Annotated in this window: 22 protein-coding genes; 8 read left to right on the top strand and 14 right to left on the bottom strand. The window is 67.0% G+C overall.

What is annotated here, in order from left to right:
• Nucleotides 1-1275, bottom strand: a complete 1275-nt coding sequence (locus IEX33_RS00650) for an ABC transporter substrate-binding protein (RefSeq protein WP_188726909.1) — start codon at nucleotides 1273-1275, stop codon at nucleotides 1-3.
• Nucleotides 1276-1487: 212 nt separating this feature from the next.
• Between IEX33_RS00650 and IEX33_RS00645 the strand changes: the two genes are divergently transcribed.
• The 4 genes from IEX33_RS00645 to IEX33_RS00630 all read left to right on the top strand — a co-directional run bounded on the left by IEX33_RS00645 (nucleotide 1488) and on the right by IEX33_RS00630 (nucleotide 5064).
• Entirely contained in the window at nucleotides 1488-1928 is a 441-nt protein-coding gene (locus IEX33_RS00645) for a VOC family protein (RefSeq protein ID WP_188726906.1), read from the top strand.
• A gap of 22 nt (nucleotides 1929-1950) precedes the next feature.
• Nucleotides 1951-2916, top strand: a complete 966-nt coding sequence (locus IEX33_RS00640; protein WP_188726904.1) for a 1,4-dihydroxy-2-naphthoyl-CoA synthase — start codon at nucleotides 1951-1953, stop codon at nucleotides 2914-2916.
• Between the two features lie 13 nt (nucleotides 2917-2929).
• Complete coding sequence (locus IEX33_RS00635) at nucleotides 2930-4117, top strand: AMP-binding protein (protein ID WP_188726902.1); 1188 nt, start codon at nucleotides 2930-2932, stop codon at nucleotides 4115-4117.
• Between the two features lie 65 nt (nucleotides 4118-4182).
• Nucleotides 4183-5064: a 1,4-dihydroxy-2-naphthoate polyprenyltransferase gene (locus IEX33_RS00630; protein WP_188726900.1), complete on the top strand. Its 882-nt coding sequence runs from the start codon at nucleotides 4183-4185 to the stop codon at nucleotides 5062-5064.
• A gap of 30 nt (nucleotides 5065-5094) precedes the next feature.
• Here IEX33_RS00630 and IEX33_RS00625 read toward each other — a convergent pair whose 3' ends face one another.
• On the bottom strand, nucleotides 5095-5406 hold the full coding sequence (locus IEX33_RS00625; RefSeq protein WP_188726898.1) for a DUF4229 domain-containing protein: 312 nt from the start codon (nucleotides 5404-5406) through the stop codon (nucleotides 5095-5097).
• Nucleotides 5407-5468: 62 nt separating this feature from the next.
• Here IEX33_RS00625 and IEX33_RS00620 point away from each other — a divergent pair, with 62 nt between their 5' ends.
• Nucleotides 5469-5861 (top strand): PLD nuclease N-terminal domain-containing protein, encoded by a 393-nt coding sequence (locus IEX33_RS00620; RefSeq protein WP_104184650.1) that lies wholly within the window; start codon nucleotides 5469-5471, stop codon nucleotides 5859-5861.
• A 33-nt stretch (nucleotides 5862-5894) separates the two neighbouring features.
• Here the strand turns inward: IEX33_RS00620 and IEX33_RS00615 are convergent, their stop codons facing one another.
• The 10 genes from IEX33_RS00615 to IEX33_RS00570 all read right to left on the bottom strand — a co-directional run bounded on the left by IEX33_RS00615 (nucleotide 5895) and on the right by IEX33_RS00570 (nucleotide 19526).
• A complete protein-coding gene (locus IEX33_RS00615; protein ID WP_188726895.1) occupies nucleotides 5895-7388 on the bottom strand; it encodes a dynamin family protein in 1494 nt (497 codons plus the stop codon).
• On the bottom strand, nucleotides 7385-9274 hold the full coding sequence (locus IEX33_RS00610; RefSeq protein ID WP_188726894.1) for a dynamin family protein: 1890 nt from the start codon (nucleotides 9272-9274) through the stop codon (nucleotides 7385-7387). The genes IEX33_RS00615 and IEX33_RS00610 overlap by 4 nt, the downstream gene beginning before the upstream one ends.
• Nucleotides 9275-9328: 54 nt before the next feature.
• The gene (locus tag IEX33_RS19255) at nucleotides 9329-10066 is read right to left on the bottom strand and encodes an IniB N-terminal domain-containing protein (protein WP_229675160.1); all 738 of its coding nucleotides are present in this window, start codon (nucleotides 10064-10066) and stop codon (nucleotides 9329-9331) included.
• Between the two features lie 149 nt (nucleotides 10067-10215).
• Complete coding sequence (locus tag IEX33_RS00600) at nucleotides 10216-12297, bottom strand: LuxR C-terminal-related transcriptional regulator (RefSeq protein ID WP_188726892.1); 2082 nt, start codon at nucleotides 12295-12297, stop codon at nucleotides 10216-10218.
• A gap of 1 nt (nucleotide 12298) precedes the next feature.
• A complete protein-coding gene (locus IEX33_RS00595; RefSeq protein WP_188726890.1) occupies nucleotides 12299-14404 on the bottom strand; it encodes an Hsp70 family protein in 2106 nt (701 codons plus the stop codon).
• Nucleotides 14405-14553: 149 nt separating this feature from the next.
• Nucleotides 14554-15690, bottom strand: coding sequence for a c-type cytochrome biogenesis protein CcsB (gene ccsB / locus IEX33_RS00590; protein ID WP_188726888.1), 1137 nt, complete (start codon nucleotides 15688-15690; stop codon nucleotides 14554-14556).
• On the bottom strand, nucleotides 15690-17459 hold the full coding sequence (resB, locus tag IEX33_RS00585; RefSeq protein ID WP_188726886.1) for a cytochrome c biogenesis protein ResB: 1770 nt from the start codon (nucleotides 17457-17459) through the stop codon (nucleotides 15690-15692). Before resB ends, ccsB begins: the two co-directional genes overlap by 1 nt.
• Nucleotides 17459-18214 (bottom strand): cytochrome c biogenesis CcdA family protein, encoded by a 756-nt coding sequence (locus tag IEX33_RS00580; RefSeq protein WP_104184658.1) that lies wholly within the window; start codon nucleotides 18212-18214, stop codon nucleotides 17459-17461. Before IEX33_RS00580 ends, resB begins: the two co-directional genes overlap by 1 nt.
• Before the next feature lie 14 nt (nucleotides 18215-18228).
• The gene (locus tag IEX33_RS00575; protein ID WP_229675159.1) at nucleotides 18229-18843 is read right to left on the bottom strand and encodes a TlpA family protein disulfide reductase; all 615 of its coding nucleotides are present in this window, start codon (nucleotides 18841-18843) and stop codon (nucleotides 18229-18231) included.
• A gap of 2 nt (nucleotides 18844-18845) precedes the next feature.
• Nucleotides 18846-19526: a histidine phosphatase family protein gene (locus IEX33_RS00570; RefSeq protein WP_188726884.1), complete on the bottom strand. Its 681-nt coding sequence runs from the start codon at nucleotides 19524-19526 to the stop codon at nucleotides 18846-18848.
• 212 nt (nucleotides 19527-19738) lie between these two features.
• Here IEX33_RS00570 and IEX33_RS00565 point away from each other — a divergent pair, with 212 nt between their 5' ends.
• The 3 genes from IEX33_RS00565 (at nucleotide 19739) to IEX33_RS00555 (ending at nucleotide 21774) form a co-directional block, all read left to right on the top strand.
• Nucleotides 19739-20287 carry a YceI family protein gene (locus IEX33_RS00565; RefSeq protein ID WP_188726882.1) on the top strand — a complete coding sequence of 183 codons (549 nt, stop codon included), beginning with the start codon at nucleotides 19739-19741 and terminating at the stop codon, nucleotides 20285-20287.
• A gap of 109 nt (nucleotides 20288-20396) precedes the next feature.
• Complete coding sequence (locus tag IEX33_RS00560; protein ID WP_188726880.1) at nucleotides 20397-20861, top strand: hypothetical protein; 465 nt, start codon at nucleotides 20397-20399, stop codon at nucleotides 20859-20861.
• Between the two features lie 109 nt (nucleotides 20862-20970).
• Entirely contained in the window at nucleotides 20971-21774 is an 804-nt protein-coding gene (locus tag IEX33_RS00555) for a heme-copper oxidase family protein (protein WP_188726879.1), read from the top strand.
• 62 nt (nucleotides 21775-21836) lie between these two features.
• Here the strand turns inward: IEX33_RS00555 and IEX33_RS00550 are convergent, their stop codons facing one another.
• Together IEX33_RS00550 and IEX33_RS00545 are read right to left on the bottom strand one after the other, a co-directional pair.
• Nucleotides 21837-22541: a redox-sensing transcriptional repressor Rex gene (locus IEX33_RS00550; RefSeq protein ID WP_188726877.1), complete on the bottom strand. Its 705-nt coding sequence runs from the start codon at nucleotides 22539-22541 to the stop codon at nucleotides 21837-21839.
• A 118-nt stretch (nucleotides 22542-22659) separates the two neighbouring features.
• Nucleotides 22660-22914, bottom strand: coding sequence for a glutaredoxin family protein (locus IEX33_RS00545; protein WP_066278753.1), 255 nt, complete (start codon nucleotides 22912-22914; stop codon nucleotides 22660-22662).
• Between the last annotated feature and the right edge of the window lie 98 nt (nucleotides 22915-23012).

Here is a 23012-nt window from a genome sequence, read left to right as displayed (position 1 = left end):
TCAGGCTCCGTTGTAGAGCTTCACGATGTTGTCCACCGTGGTCCTGGCATCCTGGCTGCCGGAGAGCATCTTGACGGTCTCTTCGCGCAGGGGGTCGCCGGAGAACGGGGTTTCCGCGTAGGCCTCGGCCACCACGCGTTTGATGGCGTTGTCCCCCTTGGCCTCGTTGCCGGCGATCTGCTTCTGGTACAGCTCAAAGGAGGCCTGCTGGAACGGGTACTCCACCTGCAGGTCCTTCACCGGCAGGTAGCCGCCCAGCTTGGCGAACTCGGTGTAGTTGGCGTCCTCGTAGAACCAGTCGATGAACTTCTTGGCTTCCTCGTCGGCGCCGGTGTCCTTGAAGGCGATCATGAAGCCGCCGCCGAGGTTGGTGGCGCTGACCTCCTTCTTGGGCAGCGGCACGGAGAGCCACTCGAAGTCCTTGATGTTCTTGTTAAAGTCCGCCACCTGCCAGCTGCCGGAGTAGTACGCGGCAACCTGGCCGCTCTTGAACATCGCATTGCCGTCCTCGCCGCTGAGCCAGACCGACTTGGGCATGGTCTGGTCATCGTTGATCTTCTGGAAGTACTCCAGGGTTTCCACGGCCTCGTCATCTGCGGAGTACTTGTCCCCTTCCTTGGCGAAGGCGGTGCTGCCGAACTCGTACATCATGGCGCGCAGGCGGTGGCCGGAGCGGTCCATCACGAAGCCGTACTTGGCGCCGGCCTTCTCGCGGACCTCGTTGACCGCAGCCACGAACTCGTCCCAGGTCCACGCCTGTGCAATGTCGGTGGGGTAGCTGACGCCGGCTTTGTCGAACAGGCTCTTGTTGACGAACAGGCCCACGGCGGTGAGGTCGGAGGGGATGGCGGGGATGATGCCGTCCGGGGATTCCTGCAGGAAGTTCTGGTCGATTCCGCGGGACTGGGCGATGTCCGAGAGGTCCTGGAGCTGGTTGACCCACAGCGGATCCAGGCCGGTGACGCGGGCCAGGGCCGGGAGGTCATTGGCCGTGGCCGCGTTCTTGAGCTTGGTGGTGATATCCGCGGTGGGAACGTCCACCACCTCGATGGTGATGCCGGTGGCTTCCTGGTATTTCTTGGCCGCGGCCGCGAAGGCGCCGCCCTGGTTGGTGTCCCCGGAGAGGACCAGCTGCAGGGTTTTTGCGCCGCCCTCCGATCCGCCTCCGCCGCTGCTGCCGCAGGCGGTAAGCCCCGTGGCCAGGGCCGAGAGTCCGAACGCCGTCAGTCCGAACTGGCGGCGGCTGATGCTGGAGATTCTTGTCTTCTCTGACAATGGTCTGTCCTGTCTCTCGCTGGGCTCCAGGCCCTCCGTTGGCGGCCCTGGGTGAAAGTGGTGGCGCTGCCCGCCGGAAAACAATCCGGGAGGGAAAAGCCTTTCCGCCCAACTGTGACTTATGTCATGACAATGTGTCAAGAGAACTTTCTATCGTTATACAATCCTTGCCAGGCCTTCCCCGGCAGCACGTGCCACCGTACCTTGGTGGGATGGGACTGAACATCCAGATAGTCATCGACTGCACCCGTCCGCACGAGCTTGCCGACTGGTGGGCTGAATCCCTCGGGTGGTCCGTGGAGCCACAGGACGCCGCTTTCATCCGCTCCATGATCGAGCAGGGCTTCGCCACGGAGGACATGACCATGACCCACCGGGGCAACCTGGTGTGGCGCGAAGGCTGCGCGATCCGCCCAACGGAGGAATTGAAGTCCAAGGCGCCGGAACGGCGCCTCCTCTTCCAGACGGCGCCCGAGGCCAAAACGGTGAAGAACCGCGTGCATTGGGACATCAACCTGGCCGGCCGGGACAAGGACGAGGTCCGCCGGGAATTTGAGGCCCGGGGCGCCACGTTCCTGTGGACGGCCAGCCAGGGGCCGCACTCCTGGCACACCATGGCGGACCCCGAGGGCAACGAGTTCTGCATCAGCTGAGGCCGATTACTAGACTTGCACGGTGAGCAAACAGATTCCCGCACAGGTGTCCGACGTCTTCGACCCCTCCCGCTGGCGCACCGTGGCCGGCTTCGAGGACTTCCAGGACATGACCTACCACCGGCAGGTGGAGCGGGATTCCGACGGCGGCTGGGTGCGTGACCTGCCGACCGTCCGGATCGCGTTCAACCGGCCCGAGGTGCGCAACGCCTTCCGGCCGGGCACCGTGGACGAGCTCTACCGGGCCATGGACCACGCCCGGATGTCCCCGGACGTTGCCACCGTCCTGCTTACCGGGAACGGCCCCTCCCCCAAGGACGGCGGGCACTCGTTCTGCTCGGGTGGAGACCAGCGGATCCGGGGCCGGGACGGCTACCGGTATGTAATACAAGAAACAGACGGCGAAACCCAGGAAACCATCGACCCCGCCCGCGCCGGCAGGCTCCACATCCTGGAAGTCCAGCGGCTCATGCGGACCATGCCCAAGGTGGTCATCGCCGTCGTCAACGGCTGGGCGGCCGGCGGCGGGCACTCCCTGCACGTGGTGGCGGACCTCACCATCGCCTCCCGCCAGCACGGCAAGTTCAAGCAGACGGATGCCACGGTGGGCAGTTTCGATGCCGGCTACGGCTCGGCCCTGCTTGCCCGCCAGATCGGGCAGAAGGCGGCGCGCGAAATCTTCTTCCTTGCCCGCGAATATTCCGCTGAGGACATGGTTCGGATGGGTGCCGTCAACGAGGCCGTGGACCACGAACGCCTCGAAGAGGTGGCCCTGGAGTACGCCGCGGACATCGCACGGCAGTCGCCTCAGGCCATCCGCATGCTGAAGTTCGCCTTCAACCTTGCCGACGACGGCCTGGCCGGGCAGCAGGTGTTCGCCGGGGAGGCCACCCGGCTGGCGTACATGACGGATGAGGCGGTGGAGGGCAAGGAAGCCTTCCTGCAAAAACGCGAACCCGACTGGTCCACCTTCCCGCACTACTTCTAGGCAGGAGCGGAACATGAATACTCCAGCGAAAGCCGCCGGCCCCATCAACATCGAGCCGGCACTGACAGCCCTGGCGGCCGCCCTCCATGGCGAGGGACCCGCCGTCGAACTTTCCGTCGGCGAGGACGGCGCCCTGGTGGTGGGGCACGTGGAGACTCCGGGCTGCGATGACGCGGTGGCCGTGGTCCGCACGTCCGGCTCCACCGGCGCACCCAAGGCCACGGTGCTGACCGTCGAGTCTCTGGCGGCGTCCTCGATGGCTACGGCCCTGGCGCTCAAGGGCGAAGGCCAGTGGCTCCTGGCGCTGCCCGTGCAGTACGTTGCGGGCATCCAGGTGCTGGTGCGCTCCCTGTTCGCGGGCACCCGCCCGTGGGTCATGGACATGTCCCACGGCTTTACCCCCGAGGCCTTCACCGCCGCGGCACAGGAACTCACGGACAAAATCCGGTTCACCTCGCTGGTCCCCACCCAGCTGCAGCGGCTCCTCGACGCACCGTCGCCGGAGACCCTGGCCGTGCTCCGCCGCTTCAACGCCGTCCTGCTGGGCGGCGCCCCCGCACCGGCATCCCTGCTGGCCGCCGCCCGCGAGGCCGGAGTGCGGGTGATCACCACCTATGGTTCCGCCGAATCCTGCGGGGGGTGCGTCTACGACGGTTTCCCGCTGGAGGGCGTCTCGGTCCGGGTCGAGGAGGACGGCCGCATCCTGCTGGGCGGGGACACCATCGCTGCGGGCTACCTCGAGTCGCCGGAAAGCACGGACACGTTTTTCGAGGAGGACGGCGTGCGCTGGTACCGCACCGGCGATCTCGGCAGCATTGACGACGACGGCCGGCTGACCGTGCTGGGCAGGGCCGACGACGTGATCATCACCGGCGGCGTGAAGGTTTCCGCCGCGCACGTGCAGGAAGAGCTGGAGAAGTCCGACGGCGTCGCGGCGGCTTTTGTGGCAGGGGTGCCTTCCGCCGAGTGGGGCCAGGCCGTGGCGGCCTACGTTGCGCTGGCGGACCCCGCGCCAGCTTCGGCTCCGGGCGCGTCAGGCGGGGACACCGCCGTCGTCCTTGAACAGCAGTGGCACCGGACGCTGGGGGTCCTTGCGCCCAAAACCGTCCTGGCGGCCTCCGCGCTGCTGATGCTTCCCAACGGCAAACCGGACCGCCTGGCCATGACCGCCGAACTCAAAGCCCGGCACCAGGGAAAGTAAAGTAGACCTGCACCACCCGGCAGGGCCCCCCTCCTGCCGCCCCCAACACACGCGAGGTACTTAACGTGGCTACAGCCGCACAATGGATCCAAGGCGCCCGGCTCCGGACGCTGCCCGCAGCGATTGCGCCGGTGCTGATCGGCTCCGCCGCAGCCTACGAGATGGGTTCGTTCCTCCTGTTCAACGCCATCCTCGCGGCGCTGGTGGCCCTCCTGCTCCAGGTGGGGGTGAACTTTGCCAACGACTACTCGGACGGCATCCGGGGGACCGATGATGACCGCGTGGGCCCGCTGCGCCTGGTGGGATCCGGGGCGGCCAGCCCTGAGCACGTGAAACGGGCGGCGTTTGCTGCGTTTGCGGCCGCCATGGTGTTCGGCCTGGTCCTGGTAGTGATCACCCAGAGCTGGTGGCTGATCCTGGTGGGGCTGGGCTGCGTCATGGCCGCCTGGGGCTATACCGGGGGGAAGAACCCGTACGGCTATATGGGCCTGGGTGATGTGTTCGTGTTTGTGTTCTTCGGGCTGGTGGCAACCCTGGGCACCACGTACACGCAGGCCGGGCAGATCAACCTGCCCGCCATCATCGGTGCAATCGGCACCGGGCTGATCGCCACCGCCCTGCTCATGGCCAACAACGTCCGGGACATCCCCACGGACATGCAGGCCGGCAAGAAGACCCTGGCGGTCCGGCTGGGCGACAAGCATGCGCGCGAAAGCTACGTGCTGATGCTGGCCGTGGCCATCCTGCTGGTGGTGATCCTGGCTCCCGGCCGGCCGTGGATGCTCATAGTGCTGCTGCTGATTCCGGCCTGCCTCATGCCCGCGTGGCTGATGATCAACGGGCGCAAGCGCAAGAGCCTCATCCCGGTCCTCAAGCAGACCGGACTGATCAACCTCGGCTACAGCCTGCTGTTCTCACTGGGACTGGTGCTCAGCCGCGGTTTCTAGCGGACCACAGCCTGCGGAGCGCGGCGGGGCCTAAGGGCGCGTGCGGCCCTTTGCGTCATTGTTGATGGTGACGCCGGGGTTGGCGTCCAGCAGTGCGTCCTCGGCGTGCGCGTCCTGGACCTCGCCGGCGGAGCGCAGCGGCTTGGCCTTCCCGGAAAAACGGTGCTGGAGTGCCGCCGCGGCTTCGTCCCGCTGCTTCTGGAAAAACAGGTAGCTCACGGCGAAAGCGATCAAGGCCGCGCAGATGACGGACATGAGGGCGCCCAGCCCCAGGAAGGTGAAGAGCACGAACAGGGGCGCGAAGAGAGCCAGGCGGATCAGGGAATATTTCAAAAAGGCCACTATTCAAGTTTAGCCGCCTCCCGCCTGCGGCCCCTGCCCCTCCTGACGATAGACTTAATGGCATGCTCTTCCGTGTGGCTTTGGCCGTCGCAATTCTCGCCATCTTCGTGTATGGCCTCGTCGACGTGATCCGGACCGACGGGCGCCTTACCCGCGGAATTTCCAAACCCGCCTGGATCGTGGTCATGATCGTCCTGCCGGTGCTGGGCGCGATCCTCTGGCTCCTGATCGGCCGGCCGCGCGGCACTCCCCCGCCGCGGCAGGACTACCGCCACCCCACTGCCCCGGACGATGACCCGGACTTCCTCCGCAACCTGGAGGTCCGCCGCCGGCAGGAGGCGGAAGCCGCCCGCCTCAAGAAGCTCAAGGATGAGCTGGATGCCAAGGCAAAGGACGTCGACGGCGGGAAAGACAAGCACGAGACCGACGAGCACGATAACGACGGGCTGAAATAGGTCTCCGCCGGGGAACACTCCCCCGGCCGTCCTTCAGGCCGGTTGGCGCTGGCGCTGGCGGGCAGACGACTCCGCGAGCACACCCTCGCAGCTGCGGACCACAACCCGGCAGGCATCAAGGGCCAGCCCGTCCGTCAGCGGGCTCTCCGCTACTGCGCGCCAGCGCAGCAGGTAACGGCGGGCTTCTTCAGCCATGTCGCTGGGCGTCGTGTCCGGCTCCATACCCAGCCTCACGTGCAGCGCAGCACCCCGGCCGCCGATCAGGCCCTCGGCTTCCGCCGCCAACTCGGGGCTGAGCGGCACGCCCGTGGTCCGCAGGACGGCCAGCAGCCGCAGTTCGCGGAACTCATGCGCATTGGCCTGCAGCCGCTCCAGGGCCGCAGCCAGGTGCCCGGTGCCCGGGCGGGGCGAGTTGCGCAGCAGGGACTCCACCGCCACCAAAGCCGTGCGCGCCTTCAGCGCCTCGGCCCGTGCCTGGAACTGGCGGCCCAGCAGGTCCAGCAACGGATCCAGGCCGCTGCGCCGGGCCAGCTCGTGGGCCAGCGGGGTGGGTTCATTGAATCCGCTGGAGATCAGGACCACGGCCAGCCGGATCCCGAACAGGCCAAACCTTGCCAGCAGCGAGGCCCTGGCTTCCGCCGCCAGCCCTTCCGGGATGGTGGACCGGATGAACCTGTCCGCCGAGAGCAGTGCCCTCTCGCGGTCACTGCGGTCCAGGCCCGCCAGCAGTTGGAGGGCGGCGAACTCCTGCTGGCGCATGGTCCGCGCACTCTGGGCAAGGAGTCCTGCCACCGGCACCACGCCCAGGGCAAGCTTCCGCAGGTTATGGTCACGGCGGTACCTGTCCGCGATCTCTCCCGCTGAGAGCAACGAATCGATGCGGCCGCCACCAACCTCATCGGCCCTGGAGAGTACCGCGATTGCGTTGACCGTTCCCGAGCGGCCCGCTTCCGTGTCCCGGAAGGACTCAAGGAACCGAACGTCCGCTGCGTGCATGTGGCGCATCAGGTAGATGATGGCGTCGGCCTCCGACTCAGTGTCCGCCGGGGCCAGGAAAGCGGTGGAGCGGGCGGACACCTCGCGGGACAGCGAAGCGATGCCGGGGGTATCGATCAGGGTCATGTTCCGCAGTGCCGGCGACGGCCACTCCACCTCCAGCCGGTCCACGTCCGCCGCGTCCACATCCCCCAGCACGAAGACGAGGCGGCCGTCCACGCGTTTGAGCGGCAGCACCCTGGGCTCGCCGCCGGCGGGATGGAGGGTGATGCGGGGAGTGTGCCCGTGCCGGTACCAGGTGATGATCCGGGTGCACTCCCCCGTGTCCGTGGGCGCTATCTCCTCGCCGAGAACCGCGTTCAGCAGGGTGGACTTGCCGGCTTTGACCATGCCCGCAATGGCCACACGCAGCGGTTCCGCGAGCCTCCGGGCAATACCCTGGAGGGCGGCCACGCTGGCCGGATCATCCGCGTAGGTTTCCAGCGCCTCCTGGACCAGGCCTGCGGCACCGGCAACTGTTGAACCAGTCATCGGGGGCCGCCCGCCGGCATCATGGTTCCGGACACGGATACCTCGGCGGCAACGGCCTGCGCGGCCCGGTGGAGTGCATCCACCTTCTTGAGCTCGGCCTTGATGTCCCTGATGCGGGCGTCCTTTTCCAGGGCATAGGTATTGGCGGCTTTCTGTGCGGCGGACACCGAGTCGGCCAGGGAGCGGTGGTGCTCATCCGCTATCTCGGTGAAATGGTCCCGGATGGAACGCTGCACCAGCCGCAGGCGGTCCTTCAGCTGCTTGCCCACCTGGAAGGTCACGTCGTCGAGCTGCCGCCTGACGAGGGCCTTGGCCTCCCCCTGCCGGCGCTTGAGCCGCGCTTCCTTGTCTTCCCTGTATGCCTTGCGTCCCAGCAGGATACCGGCGCCCAGCGAGAGCGGGTTGATCAGCGCCATACCAAAGATGCCGGTCAGGAGCCCGAACATCAGCACCCCTCCGTAGGAGCCCCGCATGCCGATCAGCACTTTTTGCACGGGGTTGACGTGCCCGGCGTCCATCCCCGGCATCGCGTCCACGGGATCCAGCACGTCAGCGGAATGGGACACCTGCATCACCGGCAACGGGACTTCGTCCTCGGCGAAATGGTCAGCCACCTGCCCGGCCAGCCACTGCGCCCGTTCACTGGTGAGGACGAAGGTGTCAGAGACGGCGGCCGCGGTGGATACTTCCAGCCACTTGGAAAACTCAGCCCAGGCCGGTCCCGGGTCCTCCTGGTCAATGGCGGCTTCAGCTTCCCGCTGGATGTGGCGGAGACGGTTGCGGAGGTCGTACTCCATGTCGGCGATGAGGTCGCTGATGCCGTCGCTGAGGGTGAGCTGCCAGCGGGCAGACCGTTTCCGAAGGTCGTCAGCCTCGGCCCGGGCCGCCTCCAGCTCCGAGATCATCTGGGGTGTGCCGCCAGGGTTCTCGAGTGCTTCAAGCTCCGATTGCAGGGAGAGGCGCAGGTTCTCGGTGACGGCGAGCAGATCCTGGCTCACGGAGCGGCCCTGGAGGCGCTGTGCGCCTTCCACGATTCCGCTGCGGAGGTGGGCAACCAGTGCGGGGAAGCCGGATTCCTCATTCAGCTCGCTGTCCTGCAGGCGTGCTGCCTCCAGGCGGAGGTCCGAAGAGACGGGAAACAGCGGAATCCCGGGCGCTACGTTTCCGAGATGGGAGCGGTCGATCTCCTCCACCCGCCGCCAGTCCGGGTAGAGGTCGGTCTTGGTCAGCACGCCCACAACGTTCGGGGTAATCCGCATCGCTTGCCGCAGGAAGCGCAGCTCCGGTTCGGTGTATTCCTGGGAGGCATCCGAGACCAGGAGCATTGCATCGGCCGTGGGCAGGGCCGTGAGGGTGGCCAGGGTGTGCGCGGACCCGAGGCCCCCCACCCCGGGCGAATCGATGACGATGAGCCCGCCGGCCAGGATCCTGCGGGGCAGGCATACCTCGGCAGCCAGGAGTTTTTTGCTGTTGCCGGGATTGCCTTGTTCGGAAACATACGCCGGGAGGTCGGCGACGGGAATCGGTTGGCGGTCAACGGCACCGTCATCGCCGGAGTCCGCATCGGAGGTGGGGACCAGGATCGCTGCCGAGGCCGGGTCCCCGTAGCGGACCACCGTGGGAACGGACGTGGCGACGTCGTCGTCGACGGGGCAGGCCGGGGCACCCACCAGGGCGTTGATGAACTTGCTTTTACCTTGCTTGAACTCACCCACCACGATGACCCGGATGCTGGGATCCCTCAGCCTCCCCAGTGCCAGGTCAAGGCGTTTCCGGAGGTCCTCCCGGTCTCCGGTGCCCACGAGCTGGAGTCCATGCTCCACAAGCTGGATCAGCTGGCCGGCCGTCACCGGAGTTGTTGGGTGTGCCGGTCCTGCTTCTGCCACAGCCTGTCCTCTGTACTACGCCTTAAATATCGTTCCGGGACCGGGGTCCGGCTGCTAGGCACCAAAGTCCATGGAGTCTGCCGCCTCCCCAGCGCCAGCGTCGTCGATGTCGTTGTCGATGTCAATGGCGGCCGCGTCGTCCTCCGTGAACTCGAGCCCGGCACCGGTATCCACATCCACCTCGACGAATGCCGGCTGCTCTTCGGTGAAGGATTCGTCGATCAGGGTGGCCGGGTGGACAGCCCCGCCGGCGCCCGCCGTCGCGGTGTCGCTGTCCGCGTCCAGGTCGAAGAGGCCGTCGATCCGGATGTCAGCGAAACCCATCCCGGTTCCGGCACCGATGGCGGGGTCGCCGAAAGCCGGCACGGAGTCGTTGTCGAACCATTGCTCCACGTCGCCGTCGGCCCAGATGTTGAGGGCCGGGGATTGGTCCGCCGTGGCGCCGCGGTCATCCGGTGTGGAGGGGAAGGAGTAGCTGGCCACGACGTGGGTGAGCTGTTCCACCGCCTGTCCATGGTCGTCGTCGTGGCCTCCGCCGGAGGGAAGCGGGCTCCAGCCGCTCCCGGCGTGGCCAGTCCCCGCGCTGATTTCCCGGTCAACGGTGGAAGCCGTAACGCTCAGGGGGGCGTAATCCAGGACAACCGGCATGGCGGCGTCAACATCTGCGGGGCTGACGCCGGCCAGGCCGTGCTTCTCCAGGATGCCTTCGGGATCATCCAGGAAGTCCTGGGCGGCCTGGCGGTCTCCGAAGATGCCCATCAGGAACTGGACCACTTCCTTTGCGACTGTCATGTGCTGGTCCTCAGATCGTCTTCATTTCGGTGCGCCGGCCCTGATGCCTTGGATCAAACCTATTGTTCTTGCGGGGAACCGGCATCGGGCCGGTCCCCCTTACCGCCGGCGCCCCTGGTGGGGAACCGGGGACGTCCCCGTTAGGGGTGTTAGGGGGACTGGTCATGGGCCTGGTTCTCCGGGCCAAGCGCAAGGCGCAGCTTGGCCATCAGGTCCGAGCGGTTTTCCGCGCCAAGCCTGCGCCGCATCCGGGCAATGTGGTGCTCAGCGGTGCGCGGGGAAATGTAGATGGCCTCGCCAATTTCCCGGTAGGTCTTGCCGTCGAGCACCAGCCGGGCCACTTCCTTTTCCCGCTCACTCAGCCCTGCGCCGTCTGGTTGCATGCCATTACCTGCCTCGGTGGGGGGAGCGTTGCGGGCTTCGGAGGACGCCGGAGCCCCCGGGCCCGCCGAACTGGCCTGGGGGTGGAGTTCCCGGGCACAGGAGAGCAGGCGCACCATGTCCTTGCGCTCGTCCGCCCGGGCCGCGGCGTGGCCGGCAAGCCGTGCCCCTTCCCAGGGCATTCCCACCAGCCCCAGGCCCCGTGCCGCCGCCTCGACGTCATCAGGACGGAACCTCTCGGCCAGAACCGTTACCCACGCTTTGCCGGCCGCTGCGAGTACGGCCGCCAGGTGGCTTTGCCCTGCGGCCCGGGCGAGCGCTGCTGCATGCGGTGCCAGGTCGGCTGGGCTTTCGTTCAACAGGGCAGCCTGGACGGCAGCCCAGTGCAGCGGCACGGCCCACAGCGGCGGATTGCCCAGGCGCTCCAGGAGGTCCCATGCGTCAGTGAGATACGGGGCAACCCTGCGGCCCTCCCGAAGGCGGGCGGCTGCGATCATGAGTTCCCCCCAGGGCAGCAGGCTGTACAGGTCCACGGCGGTGTGGAGCGTCGCTTCGCGCGCCCGTTCCCAGGCCTTGATGAGCTCGGGGAAATCGCCGTTGCGCCGGGCAAGGCCCACTTCCAGGGCCGAACAGAGGAATTCGTCCCGCGGCACCAGCGGCCAGTGGTTCGCTTTGGATGCCTCGTTGATCGCAAGCCGGGCGTCCTCGAGCCTGTCCTGCATCATCGCCGACCACGCCTGCAGCAGGAAGAGTCGCGGTTTGGCGGTATCGCCTCCCTGCCCGGCGGCGGCCGCGGACCGGCAGATTGTTTCCGCCAGGTTCGGCTCTCCGCTGTGCAGCGCCACCAGCGCCGCCAGTGCAGCCGGAGTCTCCGGCAGGGGAAGCGCAGCACCCGCCGCGTTCAGCATGTCTGAGGCGTGGATCAGGGTCTGGAGTCCCTGGTGCGGGTCCCCCGCCAGGGACTGGAGAATGCCTCTTCCAAGGTGGGCAAGGGTGGCGGCAAGCAGCGTGGGGGACGCGGGCGGTGCGTCGGACCCGAAGATGTTTTCAGCACCGGACAGGTCACCGCAGCCGATTAGGGTAACGGCGGCAAGGGGCGCGGATTGGCCGATGCGGGAGGGGCCCAGCCAACTGTAGACATCAGCTCCGCGGGCCAGCATGCCCCGTTGGGCCCACACCGCGGCTGCCACATCCGCGGCGCGGCGGACGTCCGGTGGGCTGTCCTGCCCCAACAGGGTGTCGACGATGCGGGTGGCCGTGTCGAGGTCGCCGTTGGCCGCCGCGGCCTGCGCACGCCGGGCCGCTGTGGCTTTCTCATCGGTGCCCGCCAGCAGGGCCTCATCGTAGAGCTGGTACGCCAGTCCGGGATCGCGCTCCAGCGCCTTGTCCGCCGCATGCTCCAGCTCGGTTGCCACCCGCGGATCGGCAAGTCCGGTGCGTGCCAGTTCCCGGGCGAGATCTCCCAGCGGCTGGCCGTTGGCCGCGTAGACGCCCACCAGCTCCCGCTGGAGCGCATGCACCTTGGTGGTGGGGGCGACGGCGAGAAGCGCGTGCCGGGCCGGGCCGATGACGGCCCCGTCAGGAGTCAAGAGGCCTGACGACTCTGCCCTGTGCACCAGGGCGTCAAGGCTCTCCACCCCGTTCCCGTCGATCTTGCGCTGCAGGTCTGAAGGCAGCGGTCCCGGCAGGGCAAAACCCACGGACAACGCCAGCAGCAGTTCCCGGACTGCCGCGTTCTCACCTTTGAGCTGGCTTGCCATGAGTTCTGCGCTCTGCAGTGCCGCCACCTGATGGTCCGGCTCCGGATGGCGGAATGCGGTCTTTTGCGTGTGCGGCTGGTAGCTGACCATGTCAGGCCGCCGGAATTGTCGTCGTGGCCGTTGCAGTGTCCGTGGCAGTGGACGTGCCGGACGGACCTGAGCCCACGGACTCCTCCGCCACAGAGGTGACAAGGTTGTTTTCCGTCGGGGACGCCGATACCTGGACCGTCGGTGAAGGGGAAGCCGTGCGATCCCGCGACTTCGAACCCTTCACCGGTTTAAGCCATCGGCCAGGTTCGCTCGGTGTGGCTGCCGTGTCCGTCGGTGTGGGCTCCGCCGTGTTTGACCCCGTACCGGAATCCGTAACGTAAGGTGTCGGCGTCTCAGGCTGGCTGCCAGGTGCCGTGGGCGAAGGGCTCGACGTGCCCGGCTCCGTGGCTTCTGTCGTCGTTGGATCAACGGTGGGAGTCGCCCCGTCAATTGTCGGCGTACCGGTCGGCGTTGTTTGGTCGGGAGCCGCTGAGACCCCCGGCGCCGTGCTGCCGGTGGCCTCGCCTGCCGCAATAGCGCTGGCGGAGGGTCCTTCGGAGGCGCCCTTCTCGATGGACCGGATGGAAGGCACCTTCCCGTTCGCCACGGGGCCAGGCGCCTGGGAGGCAGCGGCCCGCTGCATGCCGGAATCGATGCCCGCCACCGGGGCCTGGACATCTCCCGCAGCCCCGGCCGCGGGGCCGGCACCATTGCCGCCGCCCGCGGCGCCAGTGGCGGGCACCGCACCCCGGTCGTTGGAGGCCCCGGCCGGCGGGACGAACACAGAGGTCAGGCTGTTGAATCCTGCCGGGCTCTGGGCCGCCGTGGCAGTGAGAACGGTGAACAAGACGGCGGTGGCCGCCACGGCAGTAAGCCGCACCCGCGGTTTCGGCGCATGTGCTCCGCCCTTGTCACCATGGCCCTGGCTGAGGGCTGCCGCCGCCAGGGACTGCGGGGCAGGCATGGGGTTGCGGGACCAGCTGGCCAGCCGCAGCGGCGCCTGCGCACCATCCTGGGCGGGGCTGGAAACAGCCTCACCGGGAGCTTCCGCCGGACTCGATTCCGCCGCGGCGGCAGCCGCCAGGGCCGCCCGGCCCAGCACCGCGGAAACGGCTGCGCCCATGCAGATGGAGGACTTGGGATCGGCGTCCACGGCGATAGGACGGTCAAGCTGCTCCGAGATCAGCTGTGCAACAAGAGGGATCCGGGAGGATCCGCCAATCAGCAGCACGGCGGTGAGGTCAGCCGGCTCCAGCCCAAGCTGGCCCAGCGATTGTTCCAGGGCATCCACGGTGTCCCGGACAGGGTCTTCGATCAGGGATTCGAATTCCGGGCGGACCAGGCGTATCTGCTGCTGGAGACCAGGCAGGAGCACGGAGATGTTGGCTTCGCTGTCGCTGGAGAGCGCTTCTTTGGCTTCCACGCACTCCCGCCGCAGCCGGGAAAGCGCGGCGAGCACTCCGGGGGCTGCCGGGTCTAGCCGGGCCAGGGCGCCATCCGTATGTTCAGCCACAAAGCGGAAAAGGGCGGCATCGAAATCGGCGCCGCCCATGTGTTCAAAGCCTTCCGGTTTCCCGAGCAGTTCAAACCGGTTGCCGGCCTCCTTGCGGAGGACAGCGGTATCGAAGGTGCCGCCGCCCAGATCGTAGACGGCAATGATGCTGCCGTCCTCCACCCGAACCTGGGATGCGTAATGGAGGGCCGCGGCTTCCGGTTCCGTCAGCAGCGTGACGTTGTGGAGACCCTTGGCGGCGAGGGCGCCTTTAATGAGGGACGTGCGGTGGAAGCCCCAGGCAGCGGGGTACGTCAGGATGATGTCCGACGGCGGCGCCCCCTGGCGTTCTTCCGCACGGTCTGCCACCCAGCGGGCCATGGTGGCGAACACGTCCTCGGCGGCCAGGGACAGCGTGCCCACGGAGATCGGCACGGCGTCGCCAACGCGGCGCTTGAATTCCCGCACCACCTGCCCGGGGGAATCCAGGCCGCGGCGTTCTGCGGCTTCCCCCACCAGGACGGGGCCGTTGTCGGGGTAAAAAAGAACAGAGGGTACCGAGGTTCCACGGAGTCCCAGCGGCAGGCACTCGGGAGAGGAACCTCCCTGGTCAAAACGGGCGATGGCAGCAGCGGTGAAGCTGGTTCCCACGTCAACGGCGAGAACATAGCTCATGGGTACCTCAGGAAAAACTGTTGTTCCGCCAGCAAACTTCATCACGGGCGCACGAAACCAACGTAGCATTACCGGCTGACCGGGAACAGCCCTGTTGCTACATCGATTTTAGAAGTCCCGGCTACCTGGGAACCCCGCAGAAGTCCTGCTCAGAGGCCTGAGTACGAGTGGAGCCCGTTGAAGAACTGGTTCACGATGGTGAAGTTGAAAACCACGCAGAGGTAGCCAACGATCGAGAGCCAGGCGGCACGGGTGCCGGTCCAGCCGCGGGTGGCCCGTGCGTGGAGGTATCCGGCGTAGACAACCCAGATCACGAAGGTCCACACTTCCTTGGTGTCCCAGCCCCAGAACCGCCCCCAGGCCTTTTCTGCCCAGATGGCACCGAACATGAGGGTGAACGTCCAGCCGATAAAGGCGATGGCATTGATGCGGTAGGACAGGTTTTCCAGGCTCAGCGCGGACGGTACCAGGCGCATGAAGCCCAGTTTGTCCGCCCCGCCTGCAGCCACCGTCTTCTGGCGGTGGGACTGGACCAGCTGCAGCGCGGACATCGCGAAGGTCAGGGTGAAGAGGGCTGAGGACAGCACGGCGATGGACACATGGATGATCAGCCAGTAGCTCTGGAGGGCGGGAACCAGGTGCCCCACGGGAGTCCAGTAGGCCACGGAGGCGGCCACCAGCATGATGATGGCCAGGCCCACCACGAAGGTTCCCAGGAAGCGGAGGTCGCGGCGGACCAGCACCAGCAGGAACACCGCCACCGCCACGAACGCGCCGGTGGTGAGGAATTCGTACATATTGCCCCACGGCACCCGGCCGGCACCCAGCGCACGGGTCAGCACGCCGGCGGCGTGGATCAGGGCGCCAAGGATGGTCAGGGCCACCGCCACCCGCGCGGGCGCGCGGCGTTCCGCGGCATAGCGCATGTCCGCGTCGGCGGTGATGACTCCCCCGGCCCCCGTACCCGGCGCCTTGGTGGTGGACGACGACGGCCGCTCGGCCCTGCCGGCCGGCCCGCCCAGGTGCGCCCCGGCGGAATCGGACCGGGAGCCGTCAGCGGATGCGGCGTGTTCCCCCACTCCGGCTGCCACCGGAACCCTGGCTGCGTCCTGGGCCTGGCCTGACTGCGAGGCCTGCGCAGCCTTGAGGTCGATAGCACGCAGCGCCTTGCTGCTCTTGGCCAGGTCCCAGGCGAAGGCGATGAAGGCGACGGTGTACGTGCCGGCCGCCAGCAGCATAAAGAGCTCGCTGTACTGGCCCATGGTTTCGTTGATTCCGTACGGCATTACTGGTCCTTTTCGGGCCCGGTGGGGCCGGCTGGGGTGGTGACTGTGCCTGTGGTTGCGGCAGCTCCGGTGCTATTGTCCCCCGGGCTGCCGGGAGTTTCCTGTGAGCTCCGCGGCGGGCCCTGGTCCGGATCCAGCTGCCACTCTTCGGTCAGCAGCTTCCGGAGGGCTGCCGCTTCCCCGGCAAGCCGGTGGTCCTCGCCGCGGGCCAGGAGCCCGTACTCAACCATGGTGCGGCCGTCCTCGTGGGTGCCCGTCCGGACCCATACGCGGCGGCGGTTGACGTAGAGCGACAGGATCAGGCCGGCCACGGCCAGCAGCGCGAAGATCAGGGCGTAGAACTGGCCGGGGTTGTGGTGGATGTCCACGCCGATGTACCGCTTGACGCCGTCGAAGCTGATGGTGCCCTTCCCGTCAGGGAGGGTGTAGCTGGTCCCCGGCGAGAGGGTGATGCCGCCGGCGTCCAGGTTGCGGGCGTTCAGCGGGGTCAGGTCCTTGACGTCCAGTTCGAAGACGTTCTGCGGCGCTCCGTCATCCAGGCCAAGGTCGCCGTAGTAGGAGTTGAGCGTGAGCTGCGGGTTGAAGAGTTCCGGGTCGCCGCTGAAGGAAACCCCCTCATCGGTGATGAAGGCGGTGGGCAGGAAGAATCCGGCGAATCCCAGCTGGTCCGGCGCGGCGTCGGGGACCTTGATCACGACGGAGGAGTAGTAGTTGTCCCCCTGCAGCTTGGCCACCACGGGGCCCTGCATGGCCACGTTGCCGGCACCGTCCCGGATGGTCACCACGGGGGCATAGCCGTTGCCGGTGAGGTAGATGCTGGTGCCGCCCAGGGTGACGGGATCGTTGACCTTCAGGGTTTCCTGCCGCGCGGGCGCGTCCGGGTTTTCCTTGGTGGTCACTGCGGCCGAGAAATCGATGGGCTGGCCGAACTTGCCCTCGGACTCGCGGTCGAACGTGATGTCGAACTTGTCCAGCTGGATGGAATAGGGCTGCAGCTGGCTGGACTGGAAATTGGTGCCGGGCGTGAACTGGTCGTAGCCCACCAGGGTGTTCACGAACGTGTCCCCCTCCACCAGGATCCGCTGGCCGCTGTAGCCGAGCAGGCCGCCGATGGCCACGGACACCAGGACGCCGATGAGGGACGTGTGGAAGACGAGGTTGCCCACTTCCTTCAGGAAGCCGCGCTCGGCACCCAGGGACGGCCGCGCGCCGTCGTCGTCCCTGACCTCCACGCGGTAGCCGCGTTTCTTCAGCAGTCCGGCGGCGCCGTGGATGGCGTCCGACGCCGGGATCCCGGCCCGGGCGGGTATCACCAGGGTCCCGTACTCGGGGAGGCGGGAGAGCCGTTTGGGGGTGCGCGGCGGCTGGGACCTCATCGCCTTGTAGTGGGCGATGGCGCGCGGCACCACGCACCCGATCAGGGAAATGAACAGCAGCAGGTAGATGGCCGAGAACCAGGCCGAGGAGTAGACGTCGTACAGCTGCAGGGTGTCCAGCAGCTTGCCGTAGTCCGGGTTGTCCTTGATGTACTGGGTGACCACGGACGGGTTGGCGGGGCGCTGCGGGAACAGCGAGCCCGGAACGGCGGCAACGGCCAGGAGCAGCAGCAGGAACAGCGCCGTGCGCATGCTGGTCAGCTGGGTCCAGGCCCAGCGCAGCATCTCCTTGGGACCCAGGGCGGGCAGCGCGGCGTCAGCCTTGGCCGCTGCCACGCCGTCGCGCGTCACCGGGGTGGAGGATTCTTTCTCTACGTTCACGCGCTCGCTCATCAGATCGGCAACTTCACATCGGTTTGGAACCAGTACTGGAGTTCGGTCACCCAGGTGCCCCAGACGCCGCTGGCCATCAGCAGGCCCAGCACCACCAGGATGCCCCCGCCGGTGCGCTGGATGGCCAGGCGGTGCCTGCGGAAGAACGCCATCACACCCATCCCCCGGCGGACCGCCAGTGCTATCAGCAGGAAGGGGATGCCCAGGCCCAGGCTGTACACGAAGGCAAGGAAGGCGCCCTTGGCGGCGGACGATCCCCCGGAAAGGCTCAGCAGCTGCACGGCCGAGTAGGTGGGCCCGATGCAGGGCGCCCAGCCCAGCCCGAAGGTCAGGCCCAGCAGCGGCGCTCCCCAGAGCCCGGCCGGCGGCCTGGCGGAAATTTTGGCGTCGCGCTGCAGCCAGCTGAAGCCGCCCATGAAGACGACGCCCATGACAATCACCAGGATGCCCAGGAGCTGCGTGATCCACGCGTTCTGCGAACCGGTGATCAGGGTTCCCAGCTGGCCGAAAGCCCCACCGAGGAGGACGAAAATGACCGAGAAACCGAGCACGAACAGCCCGATGCCCACCAGCATGCGGCCGCGCTTCTGCTTCTGCAGGTCCACGCCGCTGAGCCCGGTGACGTAGCCCAGGTATCCGGGGACCAGGGGCAGCACGCACGGGGAGAGGAAGGAGACCAGTCCGGCCAGCAGCGCCACCGGGATGGCAAGCAGGAGCGAGCCGTTCAGGATGGCTTCGGCGAAGGGGCTGTTCACGGTCCGGACCGCCGCTACTCTGCCACGGCGGCAGCGATGAGGGCCTTCAGGGTGCCCTTTTGGACTTCGCCCAGGACACGGGATGCCACGCGGCCCTGCTTGTCCAGCACCAGGGTGGTGGGGACCGCGCCGGGCGGAACCAGTCCGGAGACAGCCAGGAGGACGCCGCCGTCCTTGTCGTCAAAGCTGGGGTAGGTCAGGTTGAAGGTCTTTTCGAAGGCCTCGGCGGTGGCTTTCTCGTCCCGCAGGTTGACGCCGTAGAACTGTACGCCCTGGTCCTTGAACTCCTGGTGGAGCTCTTCCAGGACGGGGGCCTCCACGCGGCACGGGGCGCAGGCGGCGAACCAGAAGTTCAGCACCGTCACCCTGCCCTGGAAGTCGGCGGGCGCTACGGTGGTGCCGTTGAAGAGCGTGCCGTTGACCTGGATGGCGGACTTGCGGTCCCCGGCAGCAAACTCCGTCACGGAGCCGTCGCCGGCAACATAGTTTTTGTTGTCCCCCGCCTTGGCCTGCTGGGCCAGGGCATCCTCCTGGGCGCAGCCGGACAGGCCCAGGGTCACAGCGGTCAGGGCCAGGCCGCCGGCAGCCAGCAGGCTCCGGCGGGAGGTCACGGGATTGCGGTGGGTCACAGCTAGGCTCCAGGGGTGCTGGACGCACCCGGAAGAAGGGAAGCCGCCGGTTCGCTGTACTGCACGCGCAGGAGCGTGCCGGCGTCGTCGAACACCAGGGAGGTAATGGAGGTCAGGGTGCATTCGCGTTTCCGCGGGTCATGCCACAGCGGTTTTCCCTCGGCGCTGAGGCGGGTGGCCCAGATGGGGAGCTGGTGGCTGACCATGATGGCTTCCGGTCCGTCCGTGCCGAAATCCCCGGCCGCCAGTTCGATGGCACGCAGCCGCGCGTCCTGGACCGCCTCCATCACCCGGGAAGCCTGCTTCTTGTACGGTTCGCCCCAGGATGGCCGCAGCGGGTTGACCAGCCGCGGCCAGTGCTTCGGGCGGCGCAGCTCAGCCTTGGTGACCCTCATGCCCTCGAAGTAGTTCTCCGCCTCGATGATCCGCTCGTCCGTATGGATCTGCAGGCGCAGGGCGTCCGACGTCGGCCGGGCAGTTTCCTGCGCACGGTCCAGCGGCGAGGCTGCCAGGTAGGTGATACGGGCACCGCCGGCGGCGCGGCGGCTGAAGTGTTCGGCGAGGGTGCGTGCCATCTCCTGCCCCAGTTCGGAGAGGTGGAATTCGGGCAGCCGTCCGTACAGAACGCCGTCGGGATTGTGGACCTCGCCGTGGCGGAGCAAATGGACAGTGGCTTGGGGCATGTTTACCAGTTTCTCAAAGATGGCGTGCGATCCGAAATCTCCCGCACAAGCTTCTACAGAGAGTAGAACTGAAGTTTTTGAAGAAATGTTCCGAAGATGGGAACAAAACATGCAAATGCATGTTTATACTGGATGCAGCAGTTAGTTGAGACTTCAACAGATGAAGGTTCAACAGCAAGCCCGACAAGTACGCAAACCCAAGGAGCATCACCATGGCACTTCCCGCAGACGTCACCACCGGCACCTGGACCCTGGACAACTCACACAGCGAGATCGGCTTCACGGTCCGCCACGCAGGCATCAGCAAGGTCCGCGGCCAGTTCACCGAAGCCGACGCCACCCTTGACCTCCCCGAGGACGTCACCGGTGCCAGGATCAACGCCACCATCAACACCGCCAGCTTCGATTCCGGCGACGTAAACCGCGACGGCCACGTCAAGGGCGAGGACTTCTTCGACGTGGAGAAGTTCCCCGAAATTTCCTTTGTCTCCAGCGGCCTCGTGGCCAAGGGCGACAGCTACGAGCTGACCGGCGACCTGACCATCAAGGGTGTCACCCGCCCCGTCACCCTGGACACCGAGTTCAACGGTGTTGCTGTTGACCCCTTCGGCAACACCCGTGCAGGCGTTTCCGCCGAGACCACCATCAGCCGCAAGGACTTCGGCCTGACCTGGAACGCCATCCTCGAGACCGGCGGCGTCCTGGTGAGCGACAAGGTTGCCATCAACCTCGAACTCGCCTTCATCGCTCCCGCGGCATAATTCCTTCCGCTCCGGCACCCCGGCCCAGGACTCTCCCAGTCCGGCGCCGGGGTGCCGTCTTTAAGCACACCGCTCCTTCCGGGTCCCGACGGGGTTTACAGTGAGGGCCATGAGCAATTCACCCAGCGCGCCGCGGAGCGGTTTTGCCCGAATGTTCCTGGTGACGGGCCTGCCCACCGAACTCAAGGCCTCCTTCTGGATCTGGTTCGTGGGCGGCATCCTGGGCCTGCTGGGTGGAATGCTGGGCATGCTGGCATCGCTGGTGCTCTTTGCCGCGGCACCAGGGGCGGCCACGCTGGTGCTCCTGCTCATGCTGCTGGCGGCAGCGGTGGGTGCTGCGCAGATTGTCCTCGCCCTTGCCATGAAGGACGGAAAGCGCTGGGCCCGGTTGGGCCTCACCGCCCTCACCGGCGCCACCCTGGTCCTGGCGGTGGCCAACGCCATGATGGGGGTGGGCCAGGGCGGCAACTGGGCAACGTTCCTCATCAGCCTGGCGGCAACGGTCCTGCTGTGGCTGCCCAATTCCCAGGCCTTCTTCGCGGCGACCCGCTCCGGGAATACCTCTTCCGAATGACCCACAAGGCGCCTGCCCGGGGGTACGGTGGACGTAAGTGATGCTGGGGGTAGGGGACAGGACCGATCCCGGCGATTTACCTGGAACCCGACACGCAAAAGGACCGCCCATGAGCACTCCCCCCGTCCCGCCTCCCGTTCCGCACGAGCCCGAGCCCGGCTCCGAGTCAGGCAGCCAGGGTCCGCGCTACGGCCAGAATGCACCCCAGTATGGCCAAAACCAGCCCCAGTACGGCCAGCAGTCCGGAACACCGCAGTATGGACAGAATGCCCCGCAATACGGCCAGTCCGGCGCACCCCAGTACGGGCAGAACGCCCCGCAGTACGGCCAAAACCCGCCGCAGTTCGGACAGAATCCGCCGGCAGCACCCGGCTACGGCCAGCAGCCGTACGGACAGTCCCCCTACGCGCAGTATCCGTCGGAGCAGCCCCAGCCGTCCGGCAGCACGGGCGTTCCCCAGATGGTCAACATCTCCTTCTGGCTGCTGATTGCCTCCGCCGCGATCTTTGTGATTTCGATGCTGACCGGGCTGACCACGCTGGACGATCCCATGTTCCGCGACGCCTTCGAAACCCAGATCGAGGGCAGCGGCGCTGGAGTCACCTACGAGGATATGAAGGGCGTCATCGCCGGAACCCTGGTGGTGTTCGCCATCATCGGGCTCGCCCTCTACTTGCTGGTGGCGTTCTTCGTCCGCAAGGGCAAGAACTGGGCACGGATCCTGGGCACGGTCTTCGCGGCCCTGTCCATCTTCGGCCTCTTCGGCCCGCCCAGCTTTGCAACCATCGGCACCCTGCTGGGGATCGCGGCCATCGTGCTGCTCTACCTGCCGGCCTCGGCTCCGTATTTCCGGCGCCAGCAGCCGTTCGCCAACCCTTACGGCGGCAATATGGGTAACCCGTACGGCCGGTAACTCCAAGCACCACCCACCCTTCGGGCGTGGGCCCCGGAACTAGCAAGCACCGCTGACGGAAACTAGGCGGTCTGCCCCGGGGCCTGCGCCCGTTGTGCGTGATAGGCGAGGATCTGCAGTTCCGTTGCCATGTCCACCTTGCGAAGATTAACGCCTTCCGGCACCTGGAGCATGATGGGTGCGAAGCTGAGGACGCTGCGGACCCCGGCCGCCACCACGCGGTCGCAGATGTCCTGGGCCACGGATGCGGGCAGGGCAAGGACCACCATATTGGCTCCGGTGCGGTGCAGCACGGTTTCCAGGTCTGCCACATCGCTGACGCGCAGCCAACCGACCTCGTTGCCCACCACCATCTGGTCCGCGTCAAAGATGGCCACGACGTCGAAGCCCCGGGATTCGAAGCCGCCGTACCGTGCAAGCGCCTTGCCCAGGTTGCCGGCACCGACGATGGCCACTTTCCAGTCGTGGGTGAGGCCCAGGGCTGCGGCGATGTGCCGGCTGAGGTACTGCACCTCGTAGCCCACGCCGCGGGTGCCGTAGGAGCCCACGTGGGAGAGGTCCTTGCGGAGCGTTGCGGAGCTGACGCCGGAAGCCTCGGCAAGGGATTCGGAGGAGACCCGCTCCACGCCCTCGGCCAGGAGCGTATTAAGGGCACGCAGGTAGAGGGTCAGCCGGGCCACTGCAGCGGGCGGAATCTGTTTGGCTGCCGTGCCCGCGGCTCCCGGCAGGCCCGGGACAGCCTGGGGGGTTGAATCCAGCGAAGCCACCAGCCCCTCCCTCGCATCGCGTTGTGACTCCACTCTAGGGCCCAACCGGCAATGCCATCAAAGCAGGAGCCGCCGATGCAAGGGACACGACAGGACTCTCCACCACGGTACGGCTCCCCTACTGTGCCATGGCCCGCTGGAGCACGCGTGCCAGCCGGGCTTCGTCGATTTTCCAGAAGTCGCGCTGCACGCCATCCACCAGCACCACCGGGATTTCTTCCGCGTAGCGCTCACGGAGTTCCGGCTGGTGGTCCACCAGCTCTTCGCTCCACTCAAGTCCCAGCGAGGCCGTAACCCGGCTGACGGCGTCGCGCGCGTCTTCGCAGAGGTGGCAGTCTGCCTTGGTGATCAGGACAACGCGGGGTGTGGCCATGCCTTAACCGTAGTCCCGTTCCCCCGGGACCGGCGACGCCGGGCAAGGGGGAACAAGGCTAAACGGGGATTGAACAGTGGATTGACTAGACTCGACTG

This window comes from Pseudarthrobacter scleromae, from assembly GCF_014644515.1.
Taxonomy (GTDB): Bacteria; Actinomycetota; Actinomycetes; order Actinomycetales; family Micrococcaceae; genus Arthrobacter; species Arthrobacter scleromae.
Note: the sequence above shows the minus strand (reverse complement) of the source record. Positions and strands in the feature narration are given on the sequence as shown.

Excerpts from the sequence above, each read along its gene's own strand:
- IEX33_RS00560 (WP_188726880.1), top strand. The coding sequence starts at position 20,397 with ATGAGCAATTCACCCAGCGCGCCGCGGAGCGGTTTTGCCCGAATGTTC.
- ccsB (WP_188726888.1), bottom strand. The coding sequence starts at position 15,690 with ATGCCGTACGGAATCAACGAAACCATGGGCCAGTACAGCGAGCTCTTT.
- IEX33_RS00635 (WP_188726902.1), top strand. The coding sequence starts at position 2,930 with ATGAATACTCCAGCGAAAGCCGCCGGCCCCATCAACATCGAGCCGGCA.
- IEX33_RS00595 (WP_188726890.1), bottom strand. The coding sequence starts at position 14,404 with ATGAGCTATGTTCTCGCCGTTGACGTGGGAACCAGCTTCACCGCTGCT.
- IEX33_RS00545 (WP_066278753.1), bottom strand. The coding sequence starts at position 22,914 with ATGGCCACACCCCGCGTTGTCCTGATCACCAAGGCAGACTGCCACCTC.
- IEX33_RS19255 (WP_229675160.1), bottom strand. The coding sequence starts at position 10,066 with ATGACAGTCGCAAAGGAAGTGGTCCAGTTCCTGATGGGCATCTTCGGA.
- resB (WP_188726886.1), bottom strand. The coding sequence starts at position 17,459 with ATGAGCGAGCGCGTGAACGTAGAGAAAGAATCCTCCACCCCGGTGACG.
- IEX33_RS00570 (WP_188726884.1), bottom strand. The coding sequence starts at position 19,526 with ATGCCCCAAGCCACTGTCCATTTGCTCCGCCACGGCGAGGTCCACAAT.
- IEX33_RS00600 (WP_188726892.1), bottom strand. The coding sequence starts at position 12,297 with ATGGTCAGCTACCAGCCGCACACGCAAAAGACCGCATTCCGCCATCCG.
- IEX33_RS00565 (WP_188726882.1), top strand. The coding sequence starts at position 19,739 with ATGGCACTTCCCGCAGACGTCACCACCGGCACCTGGACCCTGGACAAC.
- IEX33_RS00555 (WP_188726879.1), top strand. The coding sequence starts at position 20,971 with ATGAGCACTCCCCCCGTCCCGCCTCCCGTTCCGCACGAGCCCGAGCCC.
- IEX33_RS00645 (WP_188726906.1), top strand. The coding sequence starts at position 1,488 with ATGGGACTGAACATCCAGATAGTCATCGACTGCACCCGTCCGCACGAG.
- IEX33_RS00620 (WP_104184650.1), top strand. The coding sequence starts at position 5,469 with ATGCTCTTCCGTGTGGCTTTGGCCGTCGCAATTCTCGCCATCTTCGTG.
- IEX33_RS00615 (WP_188726895.1), bottom strand. The coding sequence starts at position 7,388 with ATGACTGGTTCAACAGTTGCCGGTGCCGCAGGCCTGGTCCAGGAGGCG.